Below are 25,736 nucleotides of genomic sequence, written 5' to 3' on the forward strand. Positions count from 1 at the left end.
GACACGGGGCTACGGCCACACCCTTTTTGAGGCACGTTGTGTAGTTGTGTACCGGAGCAAAGGCCGGTTGCATCAATACACAGGCCAGCAAGGATCGAAGCAGTGAGCGTGCTCTACCGCGCGGCAAAAATCGCCGAACAAGCTCATGCCGGGCAGATGGACAAGACCGGACGGCCCTATATCGAACATTGCCGCCGGGTCGTTGACGCCGTCGAAACGCTCGATCAGAAGGCCGTTGCCTATCTTCACGACGTTCTAGAGAAAAGCGACGGTTGGGACCGCGATCGGCTCGAGGCGGTTGGTTTTGGAACATCCATCGTGTCGGCAGTCGATGCCATGACACGCAGGCCGGACGAGGACGACCTCACTTTCGTGCGCAGAGCAGCATCCAACCCATTGGCGCTGCCGGTCAAGCGCGCAGATCTCGCCGACAATCTGTGGCAGGCACGGCAGATTGGCGCGCCGACGTCGAAGTACGAAGACGGACTGCGGGTCCTCGACGAAAAATTCTCCCAATGAGGGAAAGATTGCCGCCTTTGACCTGACCGTCGATGTGGAAATTCAAGCGCTGCTACTCGGGGATGTGAGGCGTATGTCGCTTGTCCTCGGCAGGATCGGCATCGATCCGCGCCTTGTCGGAATCGAAGGCACCATGGCGGGCGATGGCCAATGCCGGGGTGTCGGGCGTCTCGTAGGCCCACATGAAGTCGTCTGCCGCTCCGCCGACCGCGTGAACCCGCCAGTAACTTGCTGTGCCCTTCAGCGGGGAGCGCGTTGTGGTGTTCGTCTTCTCCAGAAGCTCGAAATAGATATCCTCGAAAGGGATATAGAAAACGGGATCATGTCCTTCTTCGTGAAGCACTTTTGCCCGCTCGGTTGAGGCAACGATCGCGTCGGAGAACCTGACCGTCACGGTTCCATTGAACGGGGTGACTGTAAGCGCGCCGGGGTGGCGGGCGGAATTTGCGGCTGAGGGCTGCATTCGACTTCTCCGTTGGCTGCGCTGTCTCACTGAAACGTAGCACCGCCCATCAGGGTTCCAGGTCGGCCGGGCATCGGCGTCTCAACAAAATGCAATCGGTGCCTATCCCGAGTTCCGTCGCTCGGGCAGCGATGGCCGCCTCGATGCCTTTGCCGCGACGGAAAACGTGCTGCCGCTGCAGTACGGCAATAGGCGCACTGGAGCGCGCGACCGTGGGTGCGGCTTCGCGTCAAAGCGCTACCGCAAGCTTCCCGCAACGCAGGCTTTCTCAGCCTTGCCAGCTGAAACCCTGTGCGGGCAATCCACTTTCAAGGGAACGCTACCGCCGAAACTTCGTTCATCGGTCACCAATACCGTATCGGCGGCGGGGCTTCGCAAATGAAGGGAGATTGCCATGAAAGTCGGCAACTGCATGACGAGGAATGTCCAGGTCGCGAACCCCGAACAGTCCATTCGCGAAGTAGCGCAGATCATGGGCAAGCTTGACGCCGGAGTGATGCCCGTGGGCGACCACGACCGGCTGGTCGGGATGATCACCGATCGTGATATCGCGATCCGCGGCGTAGCATTGGGTATGGGACCTGACACCAAGGTGCGTGATGTCATGACCCCGGAGGTCAAATACTGCTTCGATGACGAAGACGTCGAGCATGTGCTTGAGAACATGGGCGACCTGCAGGTGCGTCGGCTTCCGGTTCTGAACCGCGAAAAGAGGCTCGTCGGGATCATCTCTCTTGGCGATCTCGCGACGAACGGCGAAGCGGCAGAAGCGGGAGATGCTTTAAGCGACATCTCGAAGCCGGGCGGCGAGCACTCGCAAACTGCTCACTAACTGACGCTGCGACACGTTGGTGCCAGCGCCTGATGTTCTCGAGCCATTGCAAGCGCCCTGCCAAAGCCTATGGTGAAGGTGGGGCCTCTCGGAGTAGATTAGATTGAGCTGGTCGCTGAAACTCGGGACGATCGCCGGCACCACCGTGCGCGTTCACTTTACCTTCCTGCTTCTGCTCGTCTGGATTTGGCTGACGCACTATCGGATTGGCGGCACGCCAGCGGCTTGGGAAGGCGTTGCCTTCATCATTGCCGTCTTTGCGTGCGTGGTCCTGCATGAGTTCGGCCATATCGCCGCCGCACGGTATTTCGGCATCGGCACGCCGGACATCACACTTTTCCCGATCGGCGGCGTGGCCAGGCTGGAACGCATGCCCGAAGAGCCGGGACAGGAGTTCGTGATCGCGGTCGCGGGGCCGCTGGTCAATGTCGCGATCGCCGCGCTGATCTTCGCCTTGCTAGGTGGGTCGGCGGGTGTCGAACAGATGGCCGGGATCGAGGATCCGCGCATGAATTTTCTCGCCAGGCTTGCCGGGGTCAATGTCTTCTTGGTCCTTTTCAACATGATCCCGGCCTTCCCGATGGATGGCGGCCGTATCCTGCGCGCAGCCCTCGCCGCCCGCCTTTCCTGGTCGCGCGCGACCCAGATCGCCGCCACGATCGGGCAAGGATTGGCCTTCGTCTTCGGTTTCGTTGGGCTGTTCTACAACCCGCTGCTGATCTTCATCGGCATCTTCGTCTATCTCGCCGCGGCAGCAGAAGCCCAGAACGCACAGATCCGCGAGGTTGCCACAAGCGTCCTGGTCGGTGACGTGATGATTACCGAGTTCGCCCGGCTGGAACGGTCGGCGACGCTCGACGAGGCAATTGAGATGCTGCTCGCGACCACGCAGCACGACTTCCCTGTCACCGACACCGCCGGCCATCTTAAGGGATTGGTGACACGCAACGACATGATCCGGACATTGAAAGAAAAGGGGCCTGCTGAACCGGTCGCGAGCGCAATGCGGAGCGATATCCCGAAAATACATTACCGCAAAAGTCTCGAGGAAAGCCTGCGGCTCATGCAGCAGGCAGATGTGCCTGCTGTCGCCGTCGTGGACAGTTCCGATCGGCTGGTCGGGCTCATGACACACGAAACCATAGGCGAGATGCTTATGGTCCGCTCGGCGGTTTCAGATGCCTTCCGATTTGGTCGTTTGCGTGGGAGCAAGCCGCGACTCACACGGATCTGAGCAGGAGGATATTCTTTCTACGCCGGATCGGGTGAGTGCGCTCTATATCGTAGGGGAGCGATGAGCAGAAATCGGCCGGAACGACGTCGTTCCGGCCCATTTTCTGTGTCTCAAGCGCCCGCGACGTGAGGCAGAAGTTCAAGCGCACCGCGATAGATCATGTCGCCAGCTACGTAGAGGATGACCACCAGGCCGACATAGGCAATCCAACGGTGCTTCTGAAGCAGATTGGCGATGAGGTTTGCAGCAATGCCCATCAGCGCGACGGAGAGGACAAGGCCGAAGATCAATACGTTCGGATGATCGCGCGCGGCTCCCGCTACCGCCAGAACATTGTCGAGCGACATCGAGACGTCGGCGATGATGATCTGCCAGGTTGCCTGCGCCAGGGTCTTGCGTGGAGCTTTGCCAGCTACGATGCCGTCGTAGTCGACGTCACTTTCCGAAAGCGCTTCGATCGCCTGTGTTTCCTGCGCATGGTTTTGCCGGAGTTCGCGCCACATCTTCCAGCACACCCACAACAGCAATATACCGCCAGCCAACAGCAAGCCAACGATCTGCAGGAGTTGAGTTGTCGCGGCCGCAAAGCCGATGCGCAGAACGGCGGCTGCGATTATACCAACGACGATTGCGTTTCTGCGCTGCTCTTTGGGTAGTCCGGCCGCGGCAAGGCCGATAACGATGGCGTTGTCACCGGCCAGCACCAGGTCGATCATGATGACCTGCAACAGAGCGGTCACTGCTTCGGGACTAAAAAATTCTGTCATACGGCACCCTTGCGTTCAGCTAGGGGTGACGCGGCTTGCGAGCATAACCGTAGAGCAACGCGAACACCGCGTATGACAAGAGAAATGCCGCTACAGCTGAAGAAACCTCAAAGCCAGGCCACCCGGATTGAATTCCAGTCCGACATCACAGTCCTGATGGACTGCCAGAGGGGCCCGGCCTGGTAGCACCTAGCTATTGCCGGAAACGCGAAAACTCAAGGCTTAATTGTAATTCGGGATGTGTGGCATCGACCCTCGGCAAGTTTCGTACGCCAAGTCGATCGTGCACGCGGCCATTGTACGGGCCGGCAGCCGCAAGTACACTGAGACCGTGGGCTTCGGTCAGTCTCTGTAATACTCGATCTGCAACCGTCGATGGCGATGAAGGAAATCCGTCTTGGCTGTTCATCGACGACCGATCGGCCAATATCTGTTCCCAATCGGCTCCTTGGGTCTGGCCGCAGTGATTCATTTCGGCGCCGCGTCGATCGAGCATTCGCTGCTTTCGATCAAGATCCTGGCGATGATCGTGGTCGCTATCTTCATCTTCGCGACCGTGTTTGTGGTCTTGCATCATGCCGAAGCCGTCGCACGGCGGCTCGGTGAACCTTACGGCACGCTGCTTTTGACATTTTCGGTCACGGCCATCGAAGCATCGGTCATCGTTTCGATGATGCTCCATGGCGAGAACAACCCGACGCTGGCACGCGAGTCCGTGTTTTCAACGGTCATGATCGTGTGCGCTGGTGTTGTCGGGGTCTGCCTCACACTGGGTGGGCTGAAGCATCGATATCAGGACATCAAACGGCAGGGCACCAACGCTTCCCTTGCCGTCATTATGGCGCTGACGGTTCTTACGATGATCCTTCCAAACTACACGCTTGCAACAAGCCCCGGTACGTTCTCCGCATCGCAACTCGCTTTCGTGAGCGTTCTTTCAATCCTCCTCTATGGTGCCTTCGTCTTTGCCCAGACGGTGCGCCATCGGGGTGATTTTATCGAGGATCTGACGTCCAGCGCGGAACATGAGGCGCATGTATCTGAGGGTGGGAACGTGGCCACAAACGTGCTCCTCTTATTTGTTGGACTGGCAGGGATCGTTCTTCTAACCGAGCAGGTGGCCGGCAGCATCGAGAATGGGCTCGAGTTTCTTCAAGTTACTCAGGCGGACGCAATCGTGGGCTTCTTCGTCGCTGCGCTGGTGCTTATGCCGGAGGCGGTGTCGGCGGTTCGGGCAGCGCTCAATAACGAACTTCAGCGAGGACTGAATGTCGCTCTCGGCTCTGCCTGCGCCACAATCGGCCTGACAATCCCGGCAATCGGTGCGGCGAGCCTGCTCACCGGACGGAGCCTGACGCTTGGTCTGGGCCCGGGGGATACCGTGCTTCTCATCCTCGCGCTCGCCATTAGCATCGTGAGCTTTGGGACGGGCCGAACAACGATGCTGACGGGGCTGGTTCATCTCGTCGTGTTTGTCGCCTATCTGTTCCTTATCTTCGTGCCCTAGGGTCTGTTGAGTATCAACGCCGGGAATGAGCTGCATTGCGTTCTGCAACCGCTCGCTGGATAGTCCTGGCGATGTTGCAGACCTTAATGACTCATTGGCCCCAGATCCTCGCGATCATTCCGGTGGTGATGGCGGCCATCGGCATCGTCCACGCCATAATGACGAAGGAAGACGTCCGCGCCGCCACAGGTTGGGTCGGCGTGATGTTCCTGTCGCCATTCCTTGGCGCGATCATCTACGCCGTTGCCGGCATAAACCGCATCCGTCGTGCAACGATCAGCGCCATGCGGCCCCTTTCCAGCGAGGCGGCTTCCGCAAAACATGAGCGCAACATTGCCGCCGAAGAATTGATTGCCGAGCGGTACGGCCAACGCTTCACCGGCCTGAAGACATTGGGCGACAGGGTGGCCCGGCGTGCCCTGACCTCGGGAAACGCGATTGCGATATTGGAGACAGGTGACGAGGCCTATGCCGCAATGTGCCGAGCGATTGATGGCGCTCAACGCACTATCCTTCTCGAGACCTACATCTTCGACAATGACGATGTCGGGCGGCTTTTCGTGGAATCTCTCGCCGGAGCCGTCCAGCGGGGTGTCAGCGTTCGCGTGCTGATCGATGCCGTCGGGGCGCGTTACTCCGTCCCCAGCATTCTTGGGCGTCTGCGAGAGGCAGGAATCACAGCAGACCTCTTCAACGGCAACATTGTCATGGGCCTGCGTCTTCCCTACGCCAACCTCAGAACGCACCGGAAGATCCTGGTCGTCGATGGCACGATTGCGTTCACCGGAGGGATGAACATCCGAAAGGGATTCTCAGCCGAGTTCGCAGGCTCCTCCAGCGCGAGGGACACGCATTTTCAGGTCACCGGGCCGGTCGTGGCCGACCTTTTTTCGGTTGCCGCCGAAGATTGGCGCTTCGTGAGCGGCGAGCTCCTGGAAGGCGACACCTGGCAAGTGGCCACGCTTCCCGCGGCTCCCGGTCAACCGATGCTGGCGCGGGCGGTTGCATCCGGGCCGGATGCCAGCATCGAAACGAACCACAACTTGCTGATCGGGGCATTTTCCGTCGCCCGCAAATCGATCCGCATCATGTCGCCCTATTTCCTGCCGGATCGGGAACTGATCAGCGCGCTGACGACTGCCGCCAGGCGAGGCGTCGAGATCGACATCGTGGTACCGGCGGTGAATAATCTCTTCCTTGTCGACCGGGCGATGACGGCGCAATTCGATCAGGTCCTAAAGCACTATTGCCGCGTATGGCGCACGGAGGGCTCGTTCGATCATTCGAAGCTGCTGTCGGTCGATGGAGTTTGGGCTTATATAGGATCCTCCAATCTTGATGCCCGGTCCCTGCGGCTGAATTTTGAGATTGATGTAGAGGTTCTTGATGCAGGCTTTGCCGCGGAGATTGAAGCGCGGATCGGATCGGCAATCGCCTCCGCCGCGTCTGTAACGATCGAAACCTTGAGAGCCCGGCCCTTCATCGTCCGCCTGTTCGACCGAGTGTTGTGGCTGGGATCGCCCTACCTTTAGAGGCTTTCTCGTTCTGCCGGGGGGAATTCGGGTGACGCAGCCACCGCTCCTTTTGAGCGCCGCATCTCGTCAGGGCAGGGAAGCAGCGATTGCGGATGCTATTTGAGTGAGACAAAGCAAAATCTTGAAGGTAGTGAGGACGAGCAGCAGACTCATGCAAAGAACCGGACATAGCTTTCCTGCAAGTGTGCTCAAATCCATTCGCGACAGAAAAAAGCAGAAGGCGAAGGCTGCGCCGTCAGAAGGGACACGCCCCGCGGGGACTCTGGTCGCATCTTACAACGTTCACAAATGCGTGGGCGTCGACAGAAAGTTCGATCCCGAACGAATCGGTCGCGTCATCCGGGAAATCGGCCCGGATGTCATTGCGTTGCAGGAGGCGGACAATCGCTTTGGAGATCGTGCCGGCCTTCTGGATCTGCGGCGTCTCGAATTGGAAACAGGCCTGGTGCCGGTGCCGGTGTCCGGAAACGGCAAAGGGCACGGCTGGCACGGCAACGTTCTGCTTTTCAAACGGGGCATCGTTCGCAATGTCCACCAGATAAAGCTCCCGGGGCTGGAGCCGCGCGGAGCACTGGTTGCCGAAATCGATCTGGATGAGAAACGAACTCTGCGCATTATCGCAGCCCATCTCGGCTTGCTGCGCCGATCGCGCTCCGAACAGGCCCGTGTCGTGCTCGAAATCATGAACAGACCGGACGAAAAACCAACACTGCTGCTCGGCGATTTGAACGAATGGCGACTCGGAAACCGTTCCGCGCTGAATACGCTGCACACGACTTTCGGTCCCGCGCCGCCGGCGGTCCCTACCTTTCCATCGAGTCTGCCGCTGCTGTCGCTCGACCGGATCATGGCAAATCGTCACGGAATGATCTCAACCGTCGAAGCCCATGACACGCCGCTTTCGCGGGTCGCCTCCGATCATCTACCGCTTACAGGATTCGTTCGCCTATAATGCATCTGCCCAGCCCCATGGATGGAGATCGGTTCAAAGGGAAGCTCTTGTCTAGGATACGGGGCGGTGTCGTGCCGATTTGGGCGCATGGCTAGCCTGCAGCTACTGGACCTTCGAGCGCAAGCGATCCGTCACGAACTCCATCAACACCACGATGGTGAAGATCACGAGAATGATGGTCGAGGCATTCTTGTATTGGAAAAGATCGAACGCGACCTTCAGCTCCTGGCCGATGCCACCGGCTCCAACGAGGCCGAGAACAACAGACGAGCGCACTGCCTTTTCAAGCGCAAAGAGCGTGGTGTTTATCAGGGACGGCAAAGCGTCGGGCAGAACTGCCCCGCAGAGGACAGAGAACCGACTGGCCCCGATTGCAAACAGCGCTTCCTGAGGTCTTTCGTCGGCATCCTCCATCGCCTCGGCGAAGAAGCGCCCGCAAAAACCGATCGTATCGACGACGATGGTCATGGTTCCAGCAACCGCCCCGAGACCAACGGCTGACACGAAAAGAAGTGCCCAGACCAAATCTGGAACGGTCCTAAACAATGAGACCAGGATCCTGGAGATATGCCGGAACGGGCCGAGCGGGGTTATGTCCTTGGCCGAGAGCCAGGCAAATGGCAAGCTGAGGACGACACCTATTGCTGTCCCCACGACCGCTATCTGAAACGTTTCGATCATGCGCCAGAAAACCCGCAGGAGGAACCCTGGCTCGACATTTGGGGGTATCATGCGGCCGACGAGCTGGGCCATGCGGGGCACTCCCCCTGCCAGTTGTTCCGGCGAAGGTGCGACCTGCCCGGCGGAAACGATCACGAGAGCGGCCAAAGCGACGGCAAAGCTGAAAGTGAGGGGCGAGATCGATGGAATCCGGCTCGGCGAAAGGCGGTCATGCATCGAAGACGTCTTTCAAATCAGCGCGGGTGACATGCGCCGTCGGCCGGTCGAAGAAGACCTTGCCCGCCTTGAGCGCTATCAAGCGATCGGAGTAGTCGAGAGCATGTTCCATGTCGTGCGTGGTGTAGACCAAGGTGATCGCTTGTTCCTGGGTGAGCTCGGAGAAAACTCGCATCACATCATGTCCAGCCGCCGGATCGAGACTTGCCGCCGGTTCGTCTGCTATCAAAAGCTTCGGACGCCGGATCAACGCACGGGCAATCGCCACCCGCTGCGCCTGCCCTCCAGAAAGCACGTCGGCGCGGGCGCCTGCCTTGCCGAGAAGCCGCACGTCGGCGAGCGCCTGCATTGCTTCCTCGCGCCAGTGTTGCTTTGCGATGGAATGGTGCCAGCCGCGCCAGCCGCCGGGCAGCCCGAGCTTGCCCTGCAAAACGTTTGTAAGAACGGATTGGCGGCTAACCAGTCCGTGATGCTGGAAGACAAATCCGATCTGCCTGCGTATGCGCCGCAGCTGGGCGACGGACGGCGCCGAGCGGAAGCTCTCGCCGAGGGTGGCGACCTCGCCACCGCTCGACGGTAAAAGACCGATGAGGCATTTGAGCAGGGTGGATTTTCCAGCACCGTTCGAGCCAATCAGGGCAACCCGTTCGCGCGATGCTATGTTGAGGCCGATACTGGAGAAAACGACCTTTCCGTTCGCATAGCTCTTCGCAAGATCGTGCGCGCGAATGATTGCTGTCATAGTGACCTCTTGGCCCGGACGGGACTACGAAATAGACCGGCGGTTAACCGCCGGCCTTTGCGATGAAAAGGAGCAAGCCTCAGTTTACGAAGTCGGTGAGGGTCTCGATTCCGATCGTGCGGTACATCGAGCGGACATAGTCGTAGTCCGAGTCCCTGACATCAGTCAGAAAGAAACCGCCCTTGAATTTCTGGTTGTCCTCGCCTGTCAGGATCGCTTTCATCAGCTCGTTGCCATTCTTCGCAAAGGCATCGCGGACCTTGACGAACACGTCGTCTGAAATGTCCTTACGGGCGACAAGAATGTCGTTCGGCAGATCGCGGCCCCGTGCGATTACCGAGAAGGCAGTGTCGGGGAACGCTTCCCGGACCGAGTTCAGATAACCGAAATTCAAGCCGATAGCGGCGATGTCGCCGCGGATGAGAGCCTCAGCCGCGATATTGCGCGATATGATCACTGGCTCGTAGTCGGTGGCATATTTCAGGTTGAAATCGGCCAGCGCCTGCGCGGGGCCGAGGTGCTGGGAGGTCGAGCCTACCGAGCCGAATGCAATCTTCTTGCCCTTCAAGTCTTCAATCGAGCGGATCGGTCCATTCGCCAGTACGGCGATCTGAGCGAAATAATCGGGGCGCTGCCAGGCAACAACAATCTTCGGCTGGCTTAATTCCTTCATGACCACGTATTCAGCAGGACCGGTCAGGACGAGATCGACCTGCCCGGAATTCATGGCCTCGACGGCGGTGGTCCGCGAGCTGACTGGAAACAGCTCGATATCCAGGCCGGTCGCCTCTTCAAGGGCGGTCTGGAAAGCGCCGAATTCCTGCTGAAGAGCCTCCAGTCCCTCCATGTCGGTTACCGCGAATTTCACCGGCTCCGCAAAAGCTGGAAGAGCGGAGGCAAGCGTCAGCGCGAGTGCGGTTGCGATGGTGCGGATCATCATTTTCCCTTTGCTGTATAGACAGGAAACTGTTACCCGCTAATCCGTATACGCAGCAGATGACGTGCTCGTGACATTTCGTCGGCGCCACCGGCAGGCTTTGCTTTTAGAGGGATACAGTGAACTGGCACATCCAGGGTGGTCGCATCCTTACCGACCGGGGACTTGAAACCGCGGACCTGAGCATTGCCGGCGGGATACTGTCAGAGATCCAAGCGGCCCATGCGTCCATAATCGATGCCGATGGTCTGCTCGTGCTTCCGGGGATCGTCGATATCCACGGCGACGGCTTCGAGCGGCAAATCATGCCGCGGCCGGGTGTCCGCTTCGACACGGCGCTGGCGTTGAAAGATACGGACCGCCAGCTTGTCGCCAATGGAGTAACCACAGCCTTTCACGGCGTCACGGTGTCATGGGAGCCCGGACTTCGCTCGCTCGAAGCCGCCAAGCAACTGATCGGCGCGCTCTGCGATCTCCGCGATACTCTTAGCTGCGATACGCGTGTGCATCTGCGCTGGGAGACCTTCGCGCTTGATCAGATGGCGCAGGTCATACAATGGCTCTCTCTTTGGCCGCGACCGATCATTGCTCTCAACGACCATACGACCGGGTCGGTATTGAACGGCACGATCGCCCGCAAGATCGGCCAGATGGCGGACCGGTCCGGCTTGAGCCGTGAGCAGTATATGGCGTTGCTCGATCAGATTTGGTCCCGCCGAGCCGACGTAGCGATCGCGATCGGGAAGCTGGCCGCGACTGCACGGGCCAATGGCAATGTGCTTCTTGCCCATGACGAAGCGTCTCCCGAAGAACGTATGTATTTCCGCGGTCTCGGTGCAAAGGCTTCGGAATTTCCACTGACGCTCGAAACGGCGAAAGCCGCGCGGCAAATGGGCGAGGATGTGATCCTCGGCGCGCCCAATGTCGTGCGCGGCGGCAGCCATAATGGAGCGCTGAATGCCACCGAGGCCATCAGAGCCGGGCTCTGCACGGTGCTGACCAGTGACTACCACTATCCCTCGCCTCTGCATGCCGCCTTCAGGCTGTCTTCTCCGGGGGCCAGCGATTTCCCCACGATCTGGAATCTGGTCTCGGCAAATCCGGCCCGGGTAGCCGGCCTTGACGATCGCGGGTTGCTTGTTGCCGGGCGCCGAGCGGATCTGATCCTCGTCGATGCCGGCGATCCAGAGCATCCGCGTGTGGTGGCCACCATGGTTCACGGACAAATTGTCTATTCCTCTCGACTCTCGCGCGTAAACCGACGGTCGGCACACCGATCGCCGGTGAATAAAGCTTCATGAACCAGAATACGAAAATCCCAACACCACACGAGCGCAGCGTCAATCGTCTTCTGGCCTTTGACGGGCTGGTCTTTCGGCCACGCAGCGATTCGCCGATCTGGCAGCAGATCTACGATCACATCTTCAATCTGATCGAGAGCGGCTGTCTTCCGCCGGGCAGCCAACTTCCCGGAGAAACGCATCTGGCGGAGAAACTCGCGGTCACCCGCATTACACTTCGCCGGGCGCTGCAGCAGTTACAGCATGAGGGCCACCTCACCGCTCGCAAGGGCGTCGGTATCTTCGTACGAAACCTACCCTCGACATTCACGGTTCGCGACGGCCAGCGCTTTCTCGACAATTTCGAAGCTCATGGCCAGGAAATCGGCACCAAGACGCTGCTGATCGTCCGGGAACCAGCAGAACCGGCCGTGGCGGAGCGGTTGCGTCTCGCACCTGATGCCACCATTATCCGGCTGTGCCGGATCAGAACGTCCGATAAGCAGCCGGTCTACGTCAATACCAAGGTCTTTCCAGCCAATCTCTTTCCTGATTTCGAGCAGACGTACGACGTGCGTCAGTCGGTGACCGATGTTTTCCGCGCGCATGGCATCGAGAATTACCGGCGGGCCGAGACGCGCATCAGTGGCGGCTTTGCGTCCCCTGATGAAGCCGGAATCCTGCGGCTGACACCCGGAACACCAGTATTCCGCATCAATGCCGTCAACGAGGACCGCAACGGCATACCAATCGAATGGACCCGCGGCTGCTGGCCGCTGACGTCTGTCGAGTTCGTGTTCTGATCCTGGCGCGATGGCGCGCTCAACATGCTCTTCGCCTCAGCCCATGGTTCCTGGGGCGTAGCGATCAGCACGACCAGTTCATGATGTCGGTCGGCCATTGGGTCGGCTTTAGACGGACCCCACAAGCCGGTCGAGAAAAGGCCGCTGGCCAATAAGCATCTTTTCCCGGGCCATATCGAGGCCGAACCACCCCGCGCGATCGATCTCCGGAAGAATTGCATGCGGCCGCTGCGCGGTGGCCATTCCATCTCGAACATGTTGCTTCGCAAAGTGCCGGCGTCGAAATCGCCTTCGACGCCGAAGGCTGTAATAAGCTTGCCGCCGCGCTGGCGCAGCTCCCCCAACGCAAGCAGTGCTCCATCGAGCTCCCAGCCGGTTTCCTCCACGAATTCGCGACGTGCCGCAGCTTCCGGCTGTTCGTCATCACCATACTCGCCCTTTGCAATCGACCATGCGCCAAGATCGCGGCTTTGCCAGAACGGCCCGCCCGGATGAACAAGCAACACCTGCAGTTCGTTGCTCGATCTGCGGTAAGGCAGGATGCCCGCACTTCTTTTCGCCATGGCCTCAAGCCTCTGCCATGCAGCATGCCGCAACAACGACAAAGCAGTTGCCGGCTTGGCGCAGCAGACGCTGTGCCAACGCCGCGCGCTGGAAAGCACGTCGCCAAAAATGGCTGTTCGACAACCCGCTCGGTTCGATTTCGACCAGGCACGCCTAGTCTGTTCACCGATCTGCACGAACCGCGCGCTGCCGGCGATCTCGACGAAACGTCCAATATTGTCGGGCCGATCGGTTGGATTAGCTACCGGCTCGCCGAGCGCGAGAGAGAAGCTTCCGTTTGTTCGGCATTACTCAAGAATTCGTCGCGTTCGGCTATCCACAAATCCGCATAGTCGACATTCTGCCACTCGGCAAACCACGGACCACCGCTTGTATAGTGGACCGCCTTAGGTGTGCCATGCGTCGGCTTTTCGTTCCAACCTTCAAGCCAGTTCCACTCTACTGGCAGCGAGCCCAGGTCCTCATCGGCGACCCACTGCATTCGATGGAGGTAGGCACCACTTTCGCGGTTCACGACCTCTGGCGTAAGCGATTTAACCGAAGGGTGCGCGCAGTTGAACAGCATCAGCGAGGACCAGTTTTTTCGTGGGTAGGATGTCTGGACCACGCCGTCCATCTTGGTAGTGGCCTTCGGCGTATAATCATGCTGGACGCAATAGACCGCCTTGTTCGACTTCGTGTACTCCAGCAAACCTGCGGCGTCACCGAGCCACAGGAAGTCGCAATCGCAGAACAAAGCCCAACCCGTGTAGTCGGCGAGAAAAGGCGTGAGAAACCGCGTATAGGTGAACTCTGTTGACGCGAGTGGATCTTTTTCCCTCCAATACAGTCCACGGGCACGCAGTTCGTCCTGTTTGATTGGAATGACGGAGACAGGCACCGAAGCGTTTTTAAGCAAAGAGTGCCGTGCTACGTCGTAGGCGATCGGCTCGCGGCTGTCCCATCCAACGAATACCCTAAACGCATCAGTCATATTCAGTACCTTGGCTCCAATTTCAAAACGGCCATACACTAACTGTCTGGCAACAGCTCGGCAACAATGGTGCGGAAATTAGCCGGGACGATTTCTGAATCGCACGGATTTGCCTTTCACGCCGGTCCTGCTTTTTTCGGCGGATTTCGCCTCGCTGCCCAATGCGACAAGCGCCCATTTCTGATAGGTGTAGCTGGCTGAATAAGCGGCGACCATCGCGCCGGTCGAACCGTCCAGAAATCCCAGCTTGAAAACATAGCTGTTCATATAGGCCCAGACCGAGCGCAAAACCGCCTTGCTTATCGAGCTTCTTTTGCCCTCGGTAAGCAGCCGCGCCGCGGACGCTTCTGCGTATCGGCCGATCTTGTCATGCGCGTCTGCCAGGTCGGCGATGGAGTCATGCTCCATAGGATGGGACAATCGCGTAACCTTCCCATTCACCACAACTTTCTCGTGCACCGTGTCGTTGCTGAAGCGCCCGGACTGTCGACGGAAAAGTCGGAGCACCAGGTCGGGCGACCAGCCGCCATGGCGGACGATGTGCCCACAAAAGCGGGATCTTCTTGGTATTTCGAAGCCATCATAGCCTTTTGGGTTGGCGATAGCGGCTCTGATTTCTGCAGCGAGGGGTGGCTCGACCCACTCGTCGGCATCAAGCGAAAGGACCCAATCCCCTGTCGCCGCGGCCAGGGCACGGTTTTTTTGCGCGCCGAAACCGGGCCAATCGAGGGTAATCAGGACCTTGGCCCCGAGTCCACTGGCGATGTCCCTGGTTTGATCGGTGCTGTTGTTGTCGAGGACGACGATTTCGTCGGCAAAATGTACCGAGCGAAGGCAACGTGCAATGCACGCTTCCTCATTGCGGCTGATTATGATGACTGAGAGCGCCGGCACTGTCAGACGGTTCCGGCGTCAAAACTGCTACAGTTGTTCAAAGAAACTGGTCCCCCGGCCTGTTAGCACTCCGAGCGATACTAACGGATTCAAAAAAAATGTCGAAAATTATCTCAGGTCGAGACTTTCGTAGAGCGCTATCATTCTCCTGATCATGACGTTGAAATCGTAATGTTCGGCCGCCGCTCTGACCTTTGCCGCAGTCTCAGGCCGTGACGACAGCTGCAACGCACGGGCAAGCCCGGCGGCGAGGTCGTTTACGCTGGCTGCGTCGCAAACAAGCGTCGGCTCGAACCGATCGACCAGCTCGCGCGCGCCACACCCGGTGCTTACCACGGCGGGCAAGCCGCTGGCCATGGCTTCGATCACCACTGTGCCGAATGGGTCATAAATGGAAGGCAGCACGGCAATGTCGGCCGCGCCGTACCATGGCAACATATCTTTCTGCGGCCCCAACATCCTGAGCCTTGCGCCAAGACCAAGTCTGTCGCCGGCCTGTTTGAAGGCATTGGCGCGCGAATCATGGCCAATGACCCACACCTCCGACTCACCGTCCAGCGTGGCGACAGCCTTCATCAATGGAAGAAGTCCTTTTCGCGCGAAACCCGAGCCGACAAACAGGACGACCGACCTGTCATCGTTGATGCCGAGCCGTGAGCGGACCGCAGTTCGATGCTGCTGACGCAGCTCCAGGTTGAAACGGCGCAGGTCAACCCCGTTGGGAACATGGTGCACACGTTCCGCCGGATAGTCGTAGTGACGGATAATATCCTCAGCCACCATTTTCGAAATGGCAATCACAGCTTTAAGCCGTGGGCTCGCATAGGTTGTGCGTTCAAGACGCAGCGTCTGGCGGTGAAAGGGGCTCAGCGCCATCGCTGCCCTGCCAAGCCGCGTCTCGAAACGCCGCCGCTCGGCAAGATAGGCGGCATGAACGCCTTCCCCGGCCCGGAAGACATCGCAGCACGGAAGTCGATCGTTGCTCTGCACCAGGGCCGGTGGCATTTCGGCGATCTTGCGGCATGCGGCTCGAGCAAAGGACGTCGCCCGCTGCGAGCGGGGAAAGCGGCGGCCGGCACAATGGATGAATTCTATGCCCTCGTATCGCGGCCAGTCGCCGGACAGCACGGCCACCGGCCGTTGACGCGCGGCGAACGCCGCCATGATGTTTTCCAGCATGATCTCGCCTCCGCCAAAAGGCGCATAGCGCTGGCGTACGAACACAATAGGCATCTTCGGTTCAGCTTGAACCCGTTGATCATGCTGTGACAAATCCATGCGATCTCGTTACGCCTTTTGCACCACGAATAAGCTTTCGAACTTGGCGGGACTTTCTTCGCAGTCTATTAAGCGCAGCAAGCCGGTCCTGGATAGGGGGCAATTCGCTATAGTTCTGCGTGGTTGCGGCTATGCCACGACTGGTAGACTGCTTTCAAGGCGAGGGTTTTGCCGATGACCACCAGCCATGTTTCGCCCGCCGATACGGTCATTCCGGGCAAACGCAAGATCGGCGTGATCCGCCGCCTCGAGCGCTCGTTGCGACCAGGACTGCGAAATCTTCGCGGTCTGGTCAAGGAGCCGTTTCTTGCCTGGGCGCATCCGGAAGCGCTCGCTTTTTACCGCAGAGCCATGGAAACCGCATATTTGCCGGACGACCTGATCGACGTAGTCCCGCAACTCAAGATCCTGTATCTCGCCACGCCAAAGGCGGCGAGCAGCCGCATTCGCAGCAACCTTGCAGCCATGATCGGAAACGACACCGTGTCGGGATGGCGCAGCGACCAGAACTGGAAGGTGCACAACCGAAAGGCGTCGAACTTGCAGGCGCCTCGCCATGGCGTCCTGCAGTTCTATCGCATGGCCACAAGTCCCGAAGCCTTGCGATTTACCTTCGTTCGCAATCCCTATACCCGGCTGTTGTCGTGCTGGGCCGACCAATATCGCGACCGTCCCCTTGTGCCTGGTTATGGCAGGGTGGAGGTCTATCTAGCCCACCGCGAAAGGGCTGATCCGGCGCTGCCTGTTGGTGCTGACAAGAGCCTGTCCTTTGCAGATTTCGTCGCCTTTGCCTGCACGACTTCCACATGGCGCATCGACAAGCATTGGCAGAGGCAAAGCGACATCGTCGACCTTCCAGGAGTTGCGTTCGACCTCATCGGCAAGACCGAGACTTTCGCACAGGATTTCGAACGGGTTCTCGATCATGTCGGTGCGAGCGACGAGGTGCGACGCGCGGCGATGCCACCTCTGCACACCTCCTCGCGCCGCAGGCTTGCCGACTATTTCACGCAAGAACTGGCGGATACCATCTATCGCGCGTATGAGCGCGACTTCGATCAGTTTGGCTATCCGCGCGCGCTTCCAGAGTAAAGCGGTCGCGCGGTTTCAAAGGTATCCGAACGCCTGCATCAGGGGCTTCCCTCGCCCCTCGGTAAGCTCCATCAATTCCTGCTGACCCAGTTCGGTTTTCCAGCGGCCGCGGCCATCATAAATTGGCTGGTTCACTTGCTGGTTGCGCAATGCGGCATGTTGGGGTTGCGCATTAAGTGTGAACCATCGTTGCGGGTTCCGATGATAGTCGAGCAGACTCTGATCGAACGACAATCCCAGAAAGGTGCAGATCTTTTCGACGGTCGCTTCTGGGTCATCGACAAGATCTTCGTAGCGGTAAATCAGGACGTCCGTGCTGCCGCGCTCGGCAAGCACCATTGTGTTGTCCGAAATCCAGCGATCCAGGCTCTCGGTCGCATCGCCAAGCCGCCTGGTCAGCGAAGCAACGGTATCGCGCCCATCGCGTACCGGCATCACGAACTTCGCGCCCGGCACCAGGCGTCGTATCCGGTCGACACGCCTGATATGACGCGGTGTCTTTTCAAGCAGCACCGACTTGCCCGCCCCAATGGCCGCCTGTTTCAGCTTTGAGTAGCGATACAGCGCAAGTGGGGTCCATTTGAAAAACACGTTGGTTTCTTCGAATGGCAAAAAGACATCGGCATGCGAGGCAAGGATCGTCGCTATCAGCGTGGTGCCGCTATGTCCGCATCCGCAGACAAAGCCTTTGCATCGGATCAATTCACACCTGCCCTGTCCTCGGCATAAGATATGCCATGCCGCTGGAAGGCTTCATCGAGCCGCTTCCAGTAATCGAGCCGCGCAAGCAAATTGTCACAGAAGGCTACATCATCCGCGCTGAGGTAGTCCAAATAACCACCGACCTTACCTTTTCGAACCTTGAAGCTTTCCGGGTCGTCAGGATTGCGTGGTTGCAGTCTTCCGCCATAGCGCGCACCCAGTTCTCCTGACATTTCAGATTGCTGCATTCGTTTGAACGATCTGCTGACGGCAACATCGGCAAGCTGGGACTCTTCAAAGGATTTTCCCAAGAATTTTCCGATGCTGCGCAATGCGTCGTTTGTATCCCGCTGCACATCTTCATAGCGCAGAAGCGCAATCTTTCGCATGTGACTTGCGGCTGCAAACCACTGCAGGTTGAAAAGGGCAATCTTCTCGACACCGTGTTTGGGGCTTCTTATACAATCGCCGATCGGACCTGCTTCCAGCCCATGGCGTTTGTTGACCTGAAAATATCCAGATACCGCAGTGTCGCGGGGGTCTCGCGTCAGGAATAGAATCCGTTGGCGTTTGTAGCGAGATTTGTCGGGGCTTATCTGCGCAATGTCACGCAGATCCTTGTGGTCGGAACCGTCATGCGTGTAAGCCGCATCGACGCCCAGATCGTCAAGCATTACGCGCAGCCAGGTCCGCCCGGATTTGGGAAACGAGACGACAAGGAGGGGCGGCTTTCTTGCAAAAAAGTTGGAAAACAAACTCAACTTGCGAACTCCGATTGCGGGCACTTTGATCGAGCAGATCAGCGATTGTAAATATCGATTAAGGCATTGGCGATCCGTTGCGAAGCCGGCACCTTTGGATCAATCGACAGATTGGCGTTGAGGAAGTCCCGGCTTTGCTCAAAATAAGTCGGCCTTGACCTGACCGCAGCGCGGATATCCTCGACGAGGTCATGCTCCGACAATGTTGGTTTGAAAGCGCCCATAGGGCTGTCGAACTCGACCATGGGAGAAACCAGCGGAAACAGCACCACCGGAATGCCGCAGGCGATTGCTTCGTAAACAGTGGTGCTTGGGCGCGTTACGAGCGCCAGAGCCTCCGGGAGCAGCTGTGCGAAATCCAGGGTCGATTTGTTCGGCAAATCGACTTTTGCGAACATCGTGGGGTGGACGCTGACGACATAGGCAAGGCCGAGTTTCGCACATGCGCCTGCCACGGCTTCAATCGCTTGGCGATCTGCGGGCTTTTCGATATCCCCCTTGAAGTTCACCAGCACAAAAAGCCCTTCATCGTGCCTGGCGCCAGCACCTTCGACGGCACGCTCAATTACCGGGGAGCCGACAACGTATGTCGGCTGGCGTCTTTGCTGCAGCGCCGCTGGTCCCATCGACAGGATGTAGTCAGCTCTCACAAATCGATGCGGCTGCAGCAGTCGCGCACCGCCGATCAGCCCGACCACACGGACCATGCCGAAGTTGATGGAGTCTATGCATCGCCTAAAGAATTGCGGCGCATAGTCATTTCCAGTCACCAGCATGTCGCCGGGTCTGATCATCCGCTCGAGCTCGGCAAAGCCGATATGCGATATTCCCCGGGCGTTGAGTTCAGGTCGCGCTACGCCGCCGCGTTTCAATCCATCGAGATGCGCGAACACGCAGCGGATGCCGCGGTCAACCAGAATTTCTGCCGCGTCAGCCAGCAGCCGAACATTGTTGCGGTTGTGTGGGACGAAGTAGACAGTCCTCGTCGCTGCCCTGCCGCGGGCGTAGATACGCCCGCGCTTGAACAGATTTCCTGGATGAACAAGCCGGTACGCGGCGAGGAGCCGCTGCACAAAGCCTTCGCTGACAGGAGAAGCCGCCTTGGTTCTCGACCTACCCAAAGATATGCATCGCCTCTTATCCGTGAAATTCAGAACGGCCGCCCCGCCGGGTAGTTTACAATGCTCTTGCCGTCAAGAAAGGCGCTTGACCACTTCGCCGGTTTGGACCTGCCTGGCACACTCGCGATGCCTTGCGTGGTGGATTCAAACAGTGCTGATGAGTAAGCCCATGTGGTTTTGTGCGTCTTCCATCACCGCGGCCCAAGGCCTTTCCCGTTTCGAGACCAGCACGGCGGAAGGATAGTAGGGTGTGCAATCGCCCTCGACCGGCCAGGAACGTTTGAACCCATCGCCAAGGATAAAGACCGACGGGATGCCGAGCGCGCCCGCCAGATGCGCCCCTGTATTGCTGATGGTTACCACGGCGTCCATCGCGGCAACCTGCGCCGCGAAAAGATCCATGTCGACAAGTTGGTCGATTGATCCGTCATGGAGAATACGCGCGAGCTCGCCATCGGTCAGGATCTTCAGGTCGGACTCGACCTGGCCATATTGCAGCGAAACGAACCGGAGGTCGGGACGGCTGATAAGCCCGCGCCATGCCGTAAGTGGCGGCAGGTCCTTGCCAGGATTGGAGCTGCCCCATGCGATGCCGACCAACGGCCGGCCATCCTTCCGATAGCGAGCGCGAAGTTCATCGACCCGCGCCGGGTCCGGCTTCAGCGGGATGAAATTCTCCCGGATCGTGGTCTCATCTGTCTCGAACACGGCAGTCAGATGCTGAACGCCCGCAAAGGCCTGGGCCTCGCCATAGGCCTTGTTCCCCTGACCGACAGCTCGCACATCGGCGGCGGGAAATGTCCGCTGAAAGAGCGGCACCAACCGGTGCTCGACCAGGACGATCAAACGAGCAGCCCGGGCGAGCGCGCGGCCGACGGAACTCGCATGATGAATCGCGGTGGCCAGACCCTGCTTTTCGGTCTCCATCAGATCGACGAGCAGGACCTGGTCCGAGATATCCTGGCCGAGCCATTCGCCGTTGACGCGGCCTTCAACGATGTGGCGCCGGGCGATTTTCAGCTCCGCCGCCGGGCCGTAGGCGCCCATCCGCATCAGCGCCTTGCTAAGCTCGTCGAGCAGGCGAACCTCGCCCCGCGACTTCGCAATCGACCCCAGGGCCAGGGCTTTCGGCAGTGCGGCAGACCAATCGCGCGCCTCGATGCTTCGCCGATAATCCGCCATCTGATCGGCAATGTCGCCATCACGCCAGCGAAGGAAAAGCTGCCGCCGATGGCGACGGAACCAGACCTTGTACTTATAGCCTGCAAGCGCGGCACCGCGGCGGAACCGGCGAAGGAGTTGGCTACCGGCCATCACCAACTCCACTGATGATTTGCATAACCCGTCCACCTGCTTCCTGCATTGCGGACGCCCATGCCTGACCGCCCTTCCGAACCAGTCGAACGCTTGGATATGTGGCTACGGTCTCGCCGAAGGCAGGCCACGACAGCCGAAACCCATCGTCGAGCATGACGACAGTCGGAACGCCAAGCGCTCCCGCCAGATTGGCGCCGGTGTTGCTGATCGTCACCACCGCATCGAGCGCCGCGATTTGCGCGGCAAAGCGGTCCATATCCGACAACTGGTCGACGGAAGCGTCATGGATGATGCGTCCCGGCGCCCATCGTTCGAATTCGGCGAGCGCTGGCCCGACATCGCCGTACTGCATACTGATGAAACGTCCCGGCAGATTGCCGAGCAACGCCCGCCAATCGTCCAGAGCCGGCAGGTCCTTGCTCTTGTTCAGGCTTCCCCAGGCGAAGCCGATCAGAGGCCCCGGGTCACGAGCGAGATAGGTGCTGCGTAGCTCGGCGACCAGTCGGCGGTCCGGCTCCAACGGGAGGAAGGGCGCGCGTGCTGTCGGCTCATCCGGCCAGAAGTGCTTCGCCAGTGTCTCGAAGCAGGCGAAAACGTCGGCGTCGGTCGCCGCCACCTCCCCTTCTCCCTCTAGCCTGACATCGAGCCCAGGATATGTTCTGCGATAAAGTGGCGCGAGTCGCGGCTCGACCAAAACGGTGCATCGTTCGGCAGCTGCGACCACCGGCCCAAGCAGCGACGCGAACTGGAAGAAGATTGCAAGATCGCCTTCGCGCCGCTCGACGGCAAGCCTGCGACCCGCAAGATCACTGCCATCCCATTCGGGCCGGCCGGGCACTTGCTTGCTCGACGCGATCAACTGCCACGCACGATTCCCGCCGCCGAGACGTCTCAGTCCACGCCCGGCTTTTTTGACAAGCCCGGGATCGCCAAGCCGCTCACCGAGCAGGCCGAGTGCCAGCGCATGATCCCGGGCCGCCTGCCAGTCACGCCGCTCGACACTCTGCGCCATCAGGCTCATATGTCGTTCGACGCTTTCGTCAGCGTGGCGCGAGGGACACTTAAAAAACTTCTTTGCTCGATCAAGAACCTTCTGCAGCCGCTTGCCGTCAACACCTTGCGGGCGCAGGTCGGCGGCTTTTGCTTTTTCAAGGATGGATCGTCTGCTCGGCACAGCGACCTCAACTATCGCTAGACGGCGTCGACCGCACCGTCAGGATTGACGAGAGCCGCCGGCCGACGTCGTCGAGCACCACCGGCCACGGGCGTCCTTCCTTGCGAACGACGAGCCCCTTCGGATACCAGGGCGTTCGATCGCCAATCACTGGCCACGCTGTCTGAAACTTGTCGTCGATCAGGAAAATGGTCGGAACACCAAGTGCTCCGGACAGATGGGCCGCCGTATTGCTGATCGTTACGACCGCATCGAGTGCGGCGACCTGGGCGGCGAAACGGTCCATATCAATCATCTGGTCGACACTGTCATCATAGATAAGCCGCGCATCATTGCCGTTGCGCAGGCGCCTCAGCGCCGGCTTGATCTGTCCGTACTGGAGAGAAACGAACGTCGCTTGTGTCTGGGCGATGAACCGTGCCCATTCGGGGAAATCAGGGACGTCCTTGGTGTGTGATTTGCTGCCCCAGGACAGACCCACCAGTGGTAGATCCGTCATCGAGCGATAGCGCTTGCGGAATGTCTGGACGAGTTCAGGATCTACCCGCAGCGGCACGAAATCGGCGGCAAGTCTTTCGGCATCGCGGCCGAAAACCCAGGCGAGATTTTCGAAGGTCGCAAATTTGTCACCAACGACATTCTGCTGCGCTGGAACCACGGTCGCATTCGGGAACGTCCGCTGCAGAAGCGATACGAGGCGCGGCTCGACCCGAATTGTCGCGCTTTGCGCACATCCAGCGGCGGCGCCGGCCAGTCGCGCATGGCGGATAACCCGGCCAAGACTGCGAGGATCATCCTCTACAAGATCGATCAGCAGTGTATCCGCACCGAGGTCTTCTCCGGTCCACTCATTGGCACCTTCCCCTTTTCGTTGCCGGCGAGCGGAAAGCCGAAGCTCGGCCGCCCGCGCGAAGTTGCCCAGCCGTTCGAACGCCTGGCCTGCCTTCTGCATCAACTCCGGGTCGCGGACACGCTCGGCCATGATGGCCATTTGATCGGTACTTGCTTCAAGGCCTGTCCAGTCCCTGCGCGCGATCAGCGCGTCGACCTTGGCCTGCTGCTCAAGAACGGAACGAGGCTTGGAGCCGGTATACAGCGCCCGCACGGCCTTTGTGTATCGGCGCAACTGCAGGCCCAATCCACCTATCACATACCGGATGTAGGAACCGTGGTAAAAACTGGTCATCGGCCTTCAGCGCAATACGCTCTGCCGCAGCGTTTCGCCGCCTTCGACGATTGGAGCGGACGCTTCCAAATGGAAGATCGAGCGATAGATTTCGCTGCGCATGGCGAGTTCGTCATGGGTCCCGGAGTCCGCAAGCATACCAGCGTCAAATACCAGGATGCGATCGGCCGCCTTGATGGTTGAAAGCCTGTGCGCAATGCAGATCACAGTGCGCTGAAATGCATCGTCGAACGCAGCCTCCATGACCGCCCGTTCGTTTTCGCCGTCGAGCGCGGATGTTGCTTCATCGTAGACAATCACCGGAGCATTTTTGAGTAGGGCGCGCGCGATGGCAACGCGTTGTTTCTGCCCGCCCGACAGATTGGTGCCGCTCGGACCCACCAGCGTGTCGAGCCCGTTTTCCAGGCTCGAAGCAAAGCTTGTGACCCGGGCGAGGTCCGCCGCGGACTCGATTTCCTGATCGCTGGCGTTCGGGCGTCCGTCGCGAATGTTGTCACGGATCGAGCCTTCGAACAGGAAAACATCCTGTGAAACCAGGGCGATATTGTCGCGAACGTCGGCCAGGCTGATCTTCGTAATGTCCTTTCCGTCGAGGAGAATCCTGCCCCTGTCCGGCTCCATCAGGCGCAGGATCAGATTGACGATGGTCGTTTTGCCGGCGCCCGAGCGGCCGACGATCGCCAGCTTCTCACGGGGTCGGACCTCGAAGGAAACGCCGTGCAGCGCAGGGCTATTCCCTTCATAGGAGAAGGCCACATCTTCAAAACGGAGGCCGCCCTCGACATCGGTGAGGTGCTCGCCCGCGGTTGCGAGTTGTCGCTGTTCGGGCGTGTCGATCAAATCAAACATCTGCCCGACGGCCACCATTTGCTTCTGGATGTCGACATTGACCCGGGCCAGCCGCTTGGCGGGTTCATAGGCAAGCATAAAGGCGGTTATGAAGGCCATAAATTCGCCCGGCGTCTTGCCGTTGCCGAGGGTCTGCCAACTGGCGTAAATAATGAAAAGGCCAATGATGAAGCCGCCGCCTGTCTCCATCAATGGACTCATCAACGCCGATGTGCGGTTGATCTGGATGCCGCGCCTTTCCATCTTGCGGACGGCCTTCGCGAAGCTGGCGGCCGCCTTGTCTTCAAGTTGGAAGGACTTGATGGTGCGGATACCTTCGACGGCTTCCGTGCCGATCGACTGGACCAGTGCTGCCAACTCCGTCTCGCCCCTTGCCAGCGCCTTGAGCTTCCTGGTTATCGCGCCCACCGATAGGAATAGCAGGGGTAGAACCGCCACCGATATCAGCGACATCATTGGATCCTGCTTGACCATGACGCTTGCCAGGGCAATCAGCTTCAGCACATCGGAGACGGTGCTGCTCGTGAGGGTGAGAATAACGGCGGCCCCGGCGCGCGCGTTGAACATGATCTTGGAGACGAATTTCGCCGGATGCTGGTTAGCGAAGCGGTTGATGTCGAAACGCACCATTCGGGAAAACTGGCGGTTTTGAAGGTCCGAAACGATAGCTCGGCGAACCTTCCCCGTTGTGATGGTCTGGCAATAGTCGGCGATCCCCTTAACCAGGAAAATGCCCACAATCACGGCGCTAATACCCCATGCGGCGGCAGCGTTCCGTTCTACATAAATGCTATTGATCATGACACTCATGATCCAAGCCGTTGCGCCGGTCGCCGCCGCAGCGACGATTGAACACAGCAAACCGGTGAGATACAGCTTTATGTGCGGCGGCAGGTTCTCCACGATCAGGCGCTTGACCAGCGGGTATGCCAGGGCCGCTGAAATTCGTTTCTTTGCGCTCATTCCGTTTCCCGATGCGATGTATCGTCCTCTGACGACCCTCGCTCCTGCCGATCCATGAAAATTTTTCTCGGCGCCGTCACACATGCGCCAAACTGATACCTGACGTCTGACTTCGTTCGAAGTTATAGTCAATCTTGAATCCTCCTGATTGCGGCTAGCGGCGAAGCGGACTAAGTGTCGGGCATTGCTGTCGGCGGCCGGCTATGGAGATCATGGAGCCATTGTGACATTGCTAGAGCGAGTTCGACGAAAGTATTTTCGGCTCCGCCACCAACTCGGATACATTAAACCTATTCGCTTGATGGCATCGAACAATTCAAACACGAAGTATGAAGACTTTGTCAGTTCTGGCACCATTACAATCCGCAAAACCTCAATATTCACTTCTGACGAT

General features: G+C 59.1%; 24 protein-coding genes and 1 pseudogene. 9 read left to right on the plus strand and 16 right to left on the minus strand.

Going from position 1 to position 25,736, the window contains the following annotated elements:
* Positions 1-102: 102 nt before the first annotated feature.
* The gene (locus ACWTU7_RS02240) at positions 103-519 is read left to right on the plus strand and encodes an HD domain-containing protein (RefSeq protein ID WP_287335321.1); all 417 of its coding nucleotides are present in this window, start codon (positions 103-105) and stop codon (positions 517-519) included.
* Between the two features lie 52 nt (positions 520-571).
* Here ACWTU7_RS02240 and ACWTU7_RS02245 read toward each other — a convergent pair whose 3' ends face one another.
* Positions 572-982 (minus strand): DUF427 domain-containing protein, encoded by a 411-nt coding sequence (locus tag ACWTU7_RS02245; protein ID WP_287335322.1) that lies wholly within the window; start codon positions 980-982, stop codon positions 572-574.
* 394 nt (positions 983-1,376) lie between these two features.
* Here ACWTU7_RS02245 and ACWTU7_RS02250 point away from each other — a divergent pair, with 394 nt between their 5' ends.
* Both ACWTU7_RS02250 and ACWTU7_RS02255 read left to right on the plus strand, forming a co-directional pair.
* Positions 1,377-1,814 carry a CBS domain-containing protein gene (locus ACWTU7_RS02250; RefSeq protein ID WP_065007865.1) on the plus strand — a complete coding sequence of 146 codons (438 nt, stop codon included), beginning with the start codon at positions 1,377-1,379 and terminating at the stop codon, positions 1,812-1,814.
* Positions 1,815-1,917: 103 nt separating this feature from the next.
* Positions 1,918-3,048, plus strand: coding sequence for a site-2 protease family protein (locus ACWTU7_RS02255; RefSeq protein ID WP_455837552.1), 1,131 nt, complete (start codon positions 1,918-1,920; stop codon positions 3,046-3,048).
* Positions 3,049-3,158: 110 nt separating this feature from the next.
* On the opposite strand, the gene ACWTU7_RS02260 is transcribed toward ACWTU7_RS02255, so the two are convergent.
* Entirely contained in the window at positions 3,159-3,815 is a 657-nt protein-coding gene (locus ACWTU7_RS02260; RefSeq protein WP_455837553.1) for a TerC family protein, read from the minus strand.
* A gap of 397 nt (positions 3,816-4,212) precedes the next feature.
* Here ACWTU7_RS02260 and ACWTU7_RS02265 point away from each other — a divergent pair, with 397 nt between their 5' ends.
* The 3 genes from ACWTU7_RS02265 to ACWTU7_RS02275 all read left to right on the plus strand — a co-directional run bounded on the left by ACWTU7_RS02265 (position 4,213) and on the right by ACWTU7_RS02275 (position 7,809).
* A complete protein-coding gene (locus tag ACWTU7_RS02265) occupies positions 4,213-5,322 on the plus strand; it encodes a calcium:proton antiporter (protein WP_455837554.1) in 1,110 nt (369 codons plus the stop codon).
* A gap of 71 nt (positions 5,323-5,393) precedes the next feature.
* Entirely contained in the window at positions 5,394-6,854 is a 1,461-nt protein-coding gene (locus ACWTU7_RS02270; protein WP_455837555.1) for a phospholipase D-like domain-containing protein, read from the plus strand.
* Between the two features lie 154 nt (positions 6,855-7,008).
* A complete protein-coding gene (locus tag ACWTU7_RS02275; RefSeq protein WP_455837556.1) occupies positions 7,009-7,809 on the plus strand; it encodes an endonuclease/exonuclease/phosphatase family protein in 801 nt (266 codons plus the stop codon).
* A 102-nt stretch (positions 7,810-7,911) separates the two neighbouring features.
* On the opposite strand, the gene phnE is transcribed toward ACWTU7_RS02275, so the two are convergent.
* The 3 genes from phnE to ACWTU7_RS02290 form a co-directional block, all read right to left on the minus strand.
* On the minus strand, positions 7,912-8,706 hold the full coding sequence (gene phnE / locus ACWTU7_RS02280; RefSeq protein ID WP_455837557.1) for a phosphonate ABC transporter, permease protein PhnE: 795 nt from the start codon (positions 8,704-8,706) through the stop codon (positions 7,912-7,914).
* Entirely contained in the window at positions 8,699-9,448 is a 750-nt protein-coding gene (locus ACWTU7_RS02285) for a phosphonate ABC transporter ATP-binding protein (RefSeq protein ID WP_455837558.1), read from the minus strand. Before ACWTU7_RS02285 ends, phnE begins: the two co-directional genes overlap by 8 nt.
* 79 nt (positions 9,449-9,527) lie before the next feature.
* Positions 9,528-10,388 (minus strand): PhnD/SsuA/transferrin family substrate-binding protein, encoded by an 861-nt coding sequence (locus ACWTU7_RS02290; protein WP_245497145.1) that lies wholly within the window; start codon positions 10,386-10,388, stop codon positions 9,528-9,530.
* Positions 10,389-10,504: 116 nt separating this feature from the next.
* Here ACWTU7_RS02290 and ACWTU7_RS02295 point away from each other — a divergent pair, with 116 nt between their 5' ends.
* Both ACWTU7_RS02295 and phnF read left to right on the plus strand, forming a co-directional pair.
* Positions 10,505-11,686: an alpha-D-ribose 1-methylphosphonate 5-triphosphate diphosphatase gene (locus tag ACWTU7_RS02295; RefSeq protein ID WP_455837559.1), complete on the plus strand. Its 1,182-nt coding sequence runs from the start codon at positions 10,505-10,507 to the stop codon at positions 11,684-11,686.
* Positions 11,683-12,468, plus strand: coding sequence for a phosphonate metabolism transcriptional regulator PhnF (gene phnF / locus ACWTU7_RS02300; protein ID WP_455837560.1), 786 nt, complete (start codon positions 11,683-11,685; stop codon positions 12,466-12,468). The genes ACWTU7_RS02295 and phnF overlap by 4 nt, the downstream gene beginning before the upstream one ends.
* Positions 12,469-12,576: 108 nt before the next feature.
* Here phnF and ACWTU7_RS02305 read toward each other — a convergent pair.
* The 4 genes and pseudogenes from ACWTU7_RS02305 to ACWTU7_RS02320 form a co-directional block, all read right to left on the minus strand.
* Positions 12,577-13,031: pseudogene (locus ACWTU7_RS02305) on the minus strand (NUDIX domain-containing protein).
* 242 nt (positions 13,032-13,273) lie between these two features.
* Positions 13,274-14,005, minus strand: a complete 732-nt coding sequence (locus tag ACWTU7_RS02310; RefSeq protein ID WP_455837561.1) for a glycosyltransferase — start codon at positions 14,003-14,005, stop codon at positions 13,274-13,276.
* A 78-nt stretch (positions 14,006-14,083) separates the two neighbouring features.
* On the minus strand, positions 14,084-14,899 hold the full coding sequence (locus tag ACWTU7_RS02315) for a glycosyltransferase family 2 protein (protein ID WP_455837562.1): 816 nt from the start codon (positions 14,897-14,899) through the stop codon (positions 14,084-14,086).
* 108 nt (positions 14,900-15,007) lie between these two features.
* A complete protein-coding gene (locus tag ACWTU7_RS02320) occupies positions 15,008-16,177 on the minus strand; it encodes a glycosyltransferase family 4 protein (protein ID WP_455846487.1) in 1,170 nt (389 codons plus the stop codon).
* Positions 16,178-16,351: 174 nt separating this feature from the next.
* Here ACWTU7_RS02320 and ACWTU7_RS02325 point away from each other — a divergent pair, with 174 nt between their 5' ends.
* Positions 16,352-17,269: a sulfotransferase family protein gene (locus tag ACWTU7_RS02325; RefSeq protein ID WP_455837564.1), complete on the plus strand. Its 918-nt coding sequence runs from the start codon at positions 16,352-16,354 to the stop codon at positions 17,267-17,269.
* Between the two features lie 15 nt (positions 17,270-17,284).
* On the opposite strand, the gene ACWTU7_RS02330 is transcribed toward ACWTU7_RS02325, so the two are convergent.
* From ACWTU7_RS02330 to ACWTU7_RS02360, 7 genes are all read right to left on the minus strand, one after another.
* Positions 17,285-17,971 (minus strand): sulfotransferase family protein, encoded by a 687-nt coding sequence (locus ACWTU7_RS02330; RefSeq protein ID WP_455837565.1) that lies wholly within the window; start codon positions 17,969-17,971, stop codon positions 17,285-17,287.
* Positions 17,968-18,732 (minus strand): sulfotransferase domain-containing protein, encoded by a 765-nt coding sequence (locus ACWTU7_RS02335; protein WP_455837566.1) that lies wholly within the window; start codon positions 18,730-18,732, stop codon positions 17,968-17,970. Before ACWTU7_RS02335 ends, ACWTU7_RS02330 begins: the two co-directional genes overlap by 4 nt.
* A 38-nt stretch (positions 18,733-18,770) precedes the next feature.
* On the minus strand, positions 18,771-19,805 hold the full coding sequence (locus ACWTU7_RS02340) for a hypothetical protein (protein WP_455837567.1): 1,035 nt from the start codon (positions 19,803-19,805) through the stop codon (positions 18,771-18,773).
* 192 nt (positions 19,806-19,997) lie between these two features.
* The gene (locus tag ACWTU7_RS02345) at positions 19,998-21,167 is read right to left on the minus strand and encodes a glycosyltransferase family 9 protein (RefSeq protein WP_455837568.1); all 1,170 of its coding nucleotides are present in this window, start codon (positions 21,165-21,167) and stop codon (positions 19,998-20,000) included.
* The gene (locus ACWTU7_RS02350; protein ID WP_455837569.1) at positions 21,157-22,191 is read right to left on the minus strand and encodes a hypothetical protein; all 1,035 of its coding nucleotides are present in this window, start codon (positions 22,189-22,191) and stop codon (positions 21,157-21,159) included. The genes ACWTU7_RS02345 and ACWTU7_RS02350 overlap by 11 nt, the downstream gene beginning before the upstream one ends.
* Positions 22,192-22,351: 160 nt before the next feature.
* Complete coding sequence (locus ACWTU7_RS02355) at positions 22,352-23,530, minus strand: hypothetical protein (protein ID WP_455837570.1); 1,179 nt, start codon at positions 23,528-23,530, stop codon at positions 22,352-22,354.
* Positions 23,531-23,536: 6 nt separating this feature from the next.
* The gene (locus ACWTU7_RS02360; protein ID WP_287335338.1) at positions 23,537-25,342 is read right to left on the minus strand and encodes an ABC transporter ATP-binding protein; all 1,806 of its coding nucleotides are present in this window, start codon (positions 25,340-25,342) and stop codon (positions 23,537-23,539) included.
* Between the last annotated feature and the right edge of the window lie 394 nt (positions 25,343-25,736).

The organism is Mesorhizobium sp. BHscii (assembly GCF_053848065.1).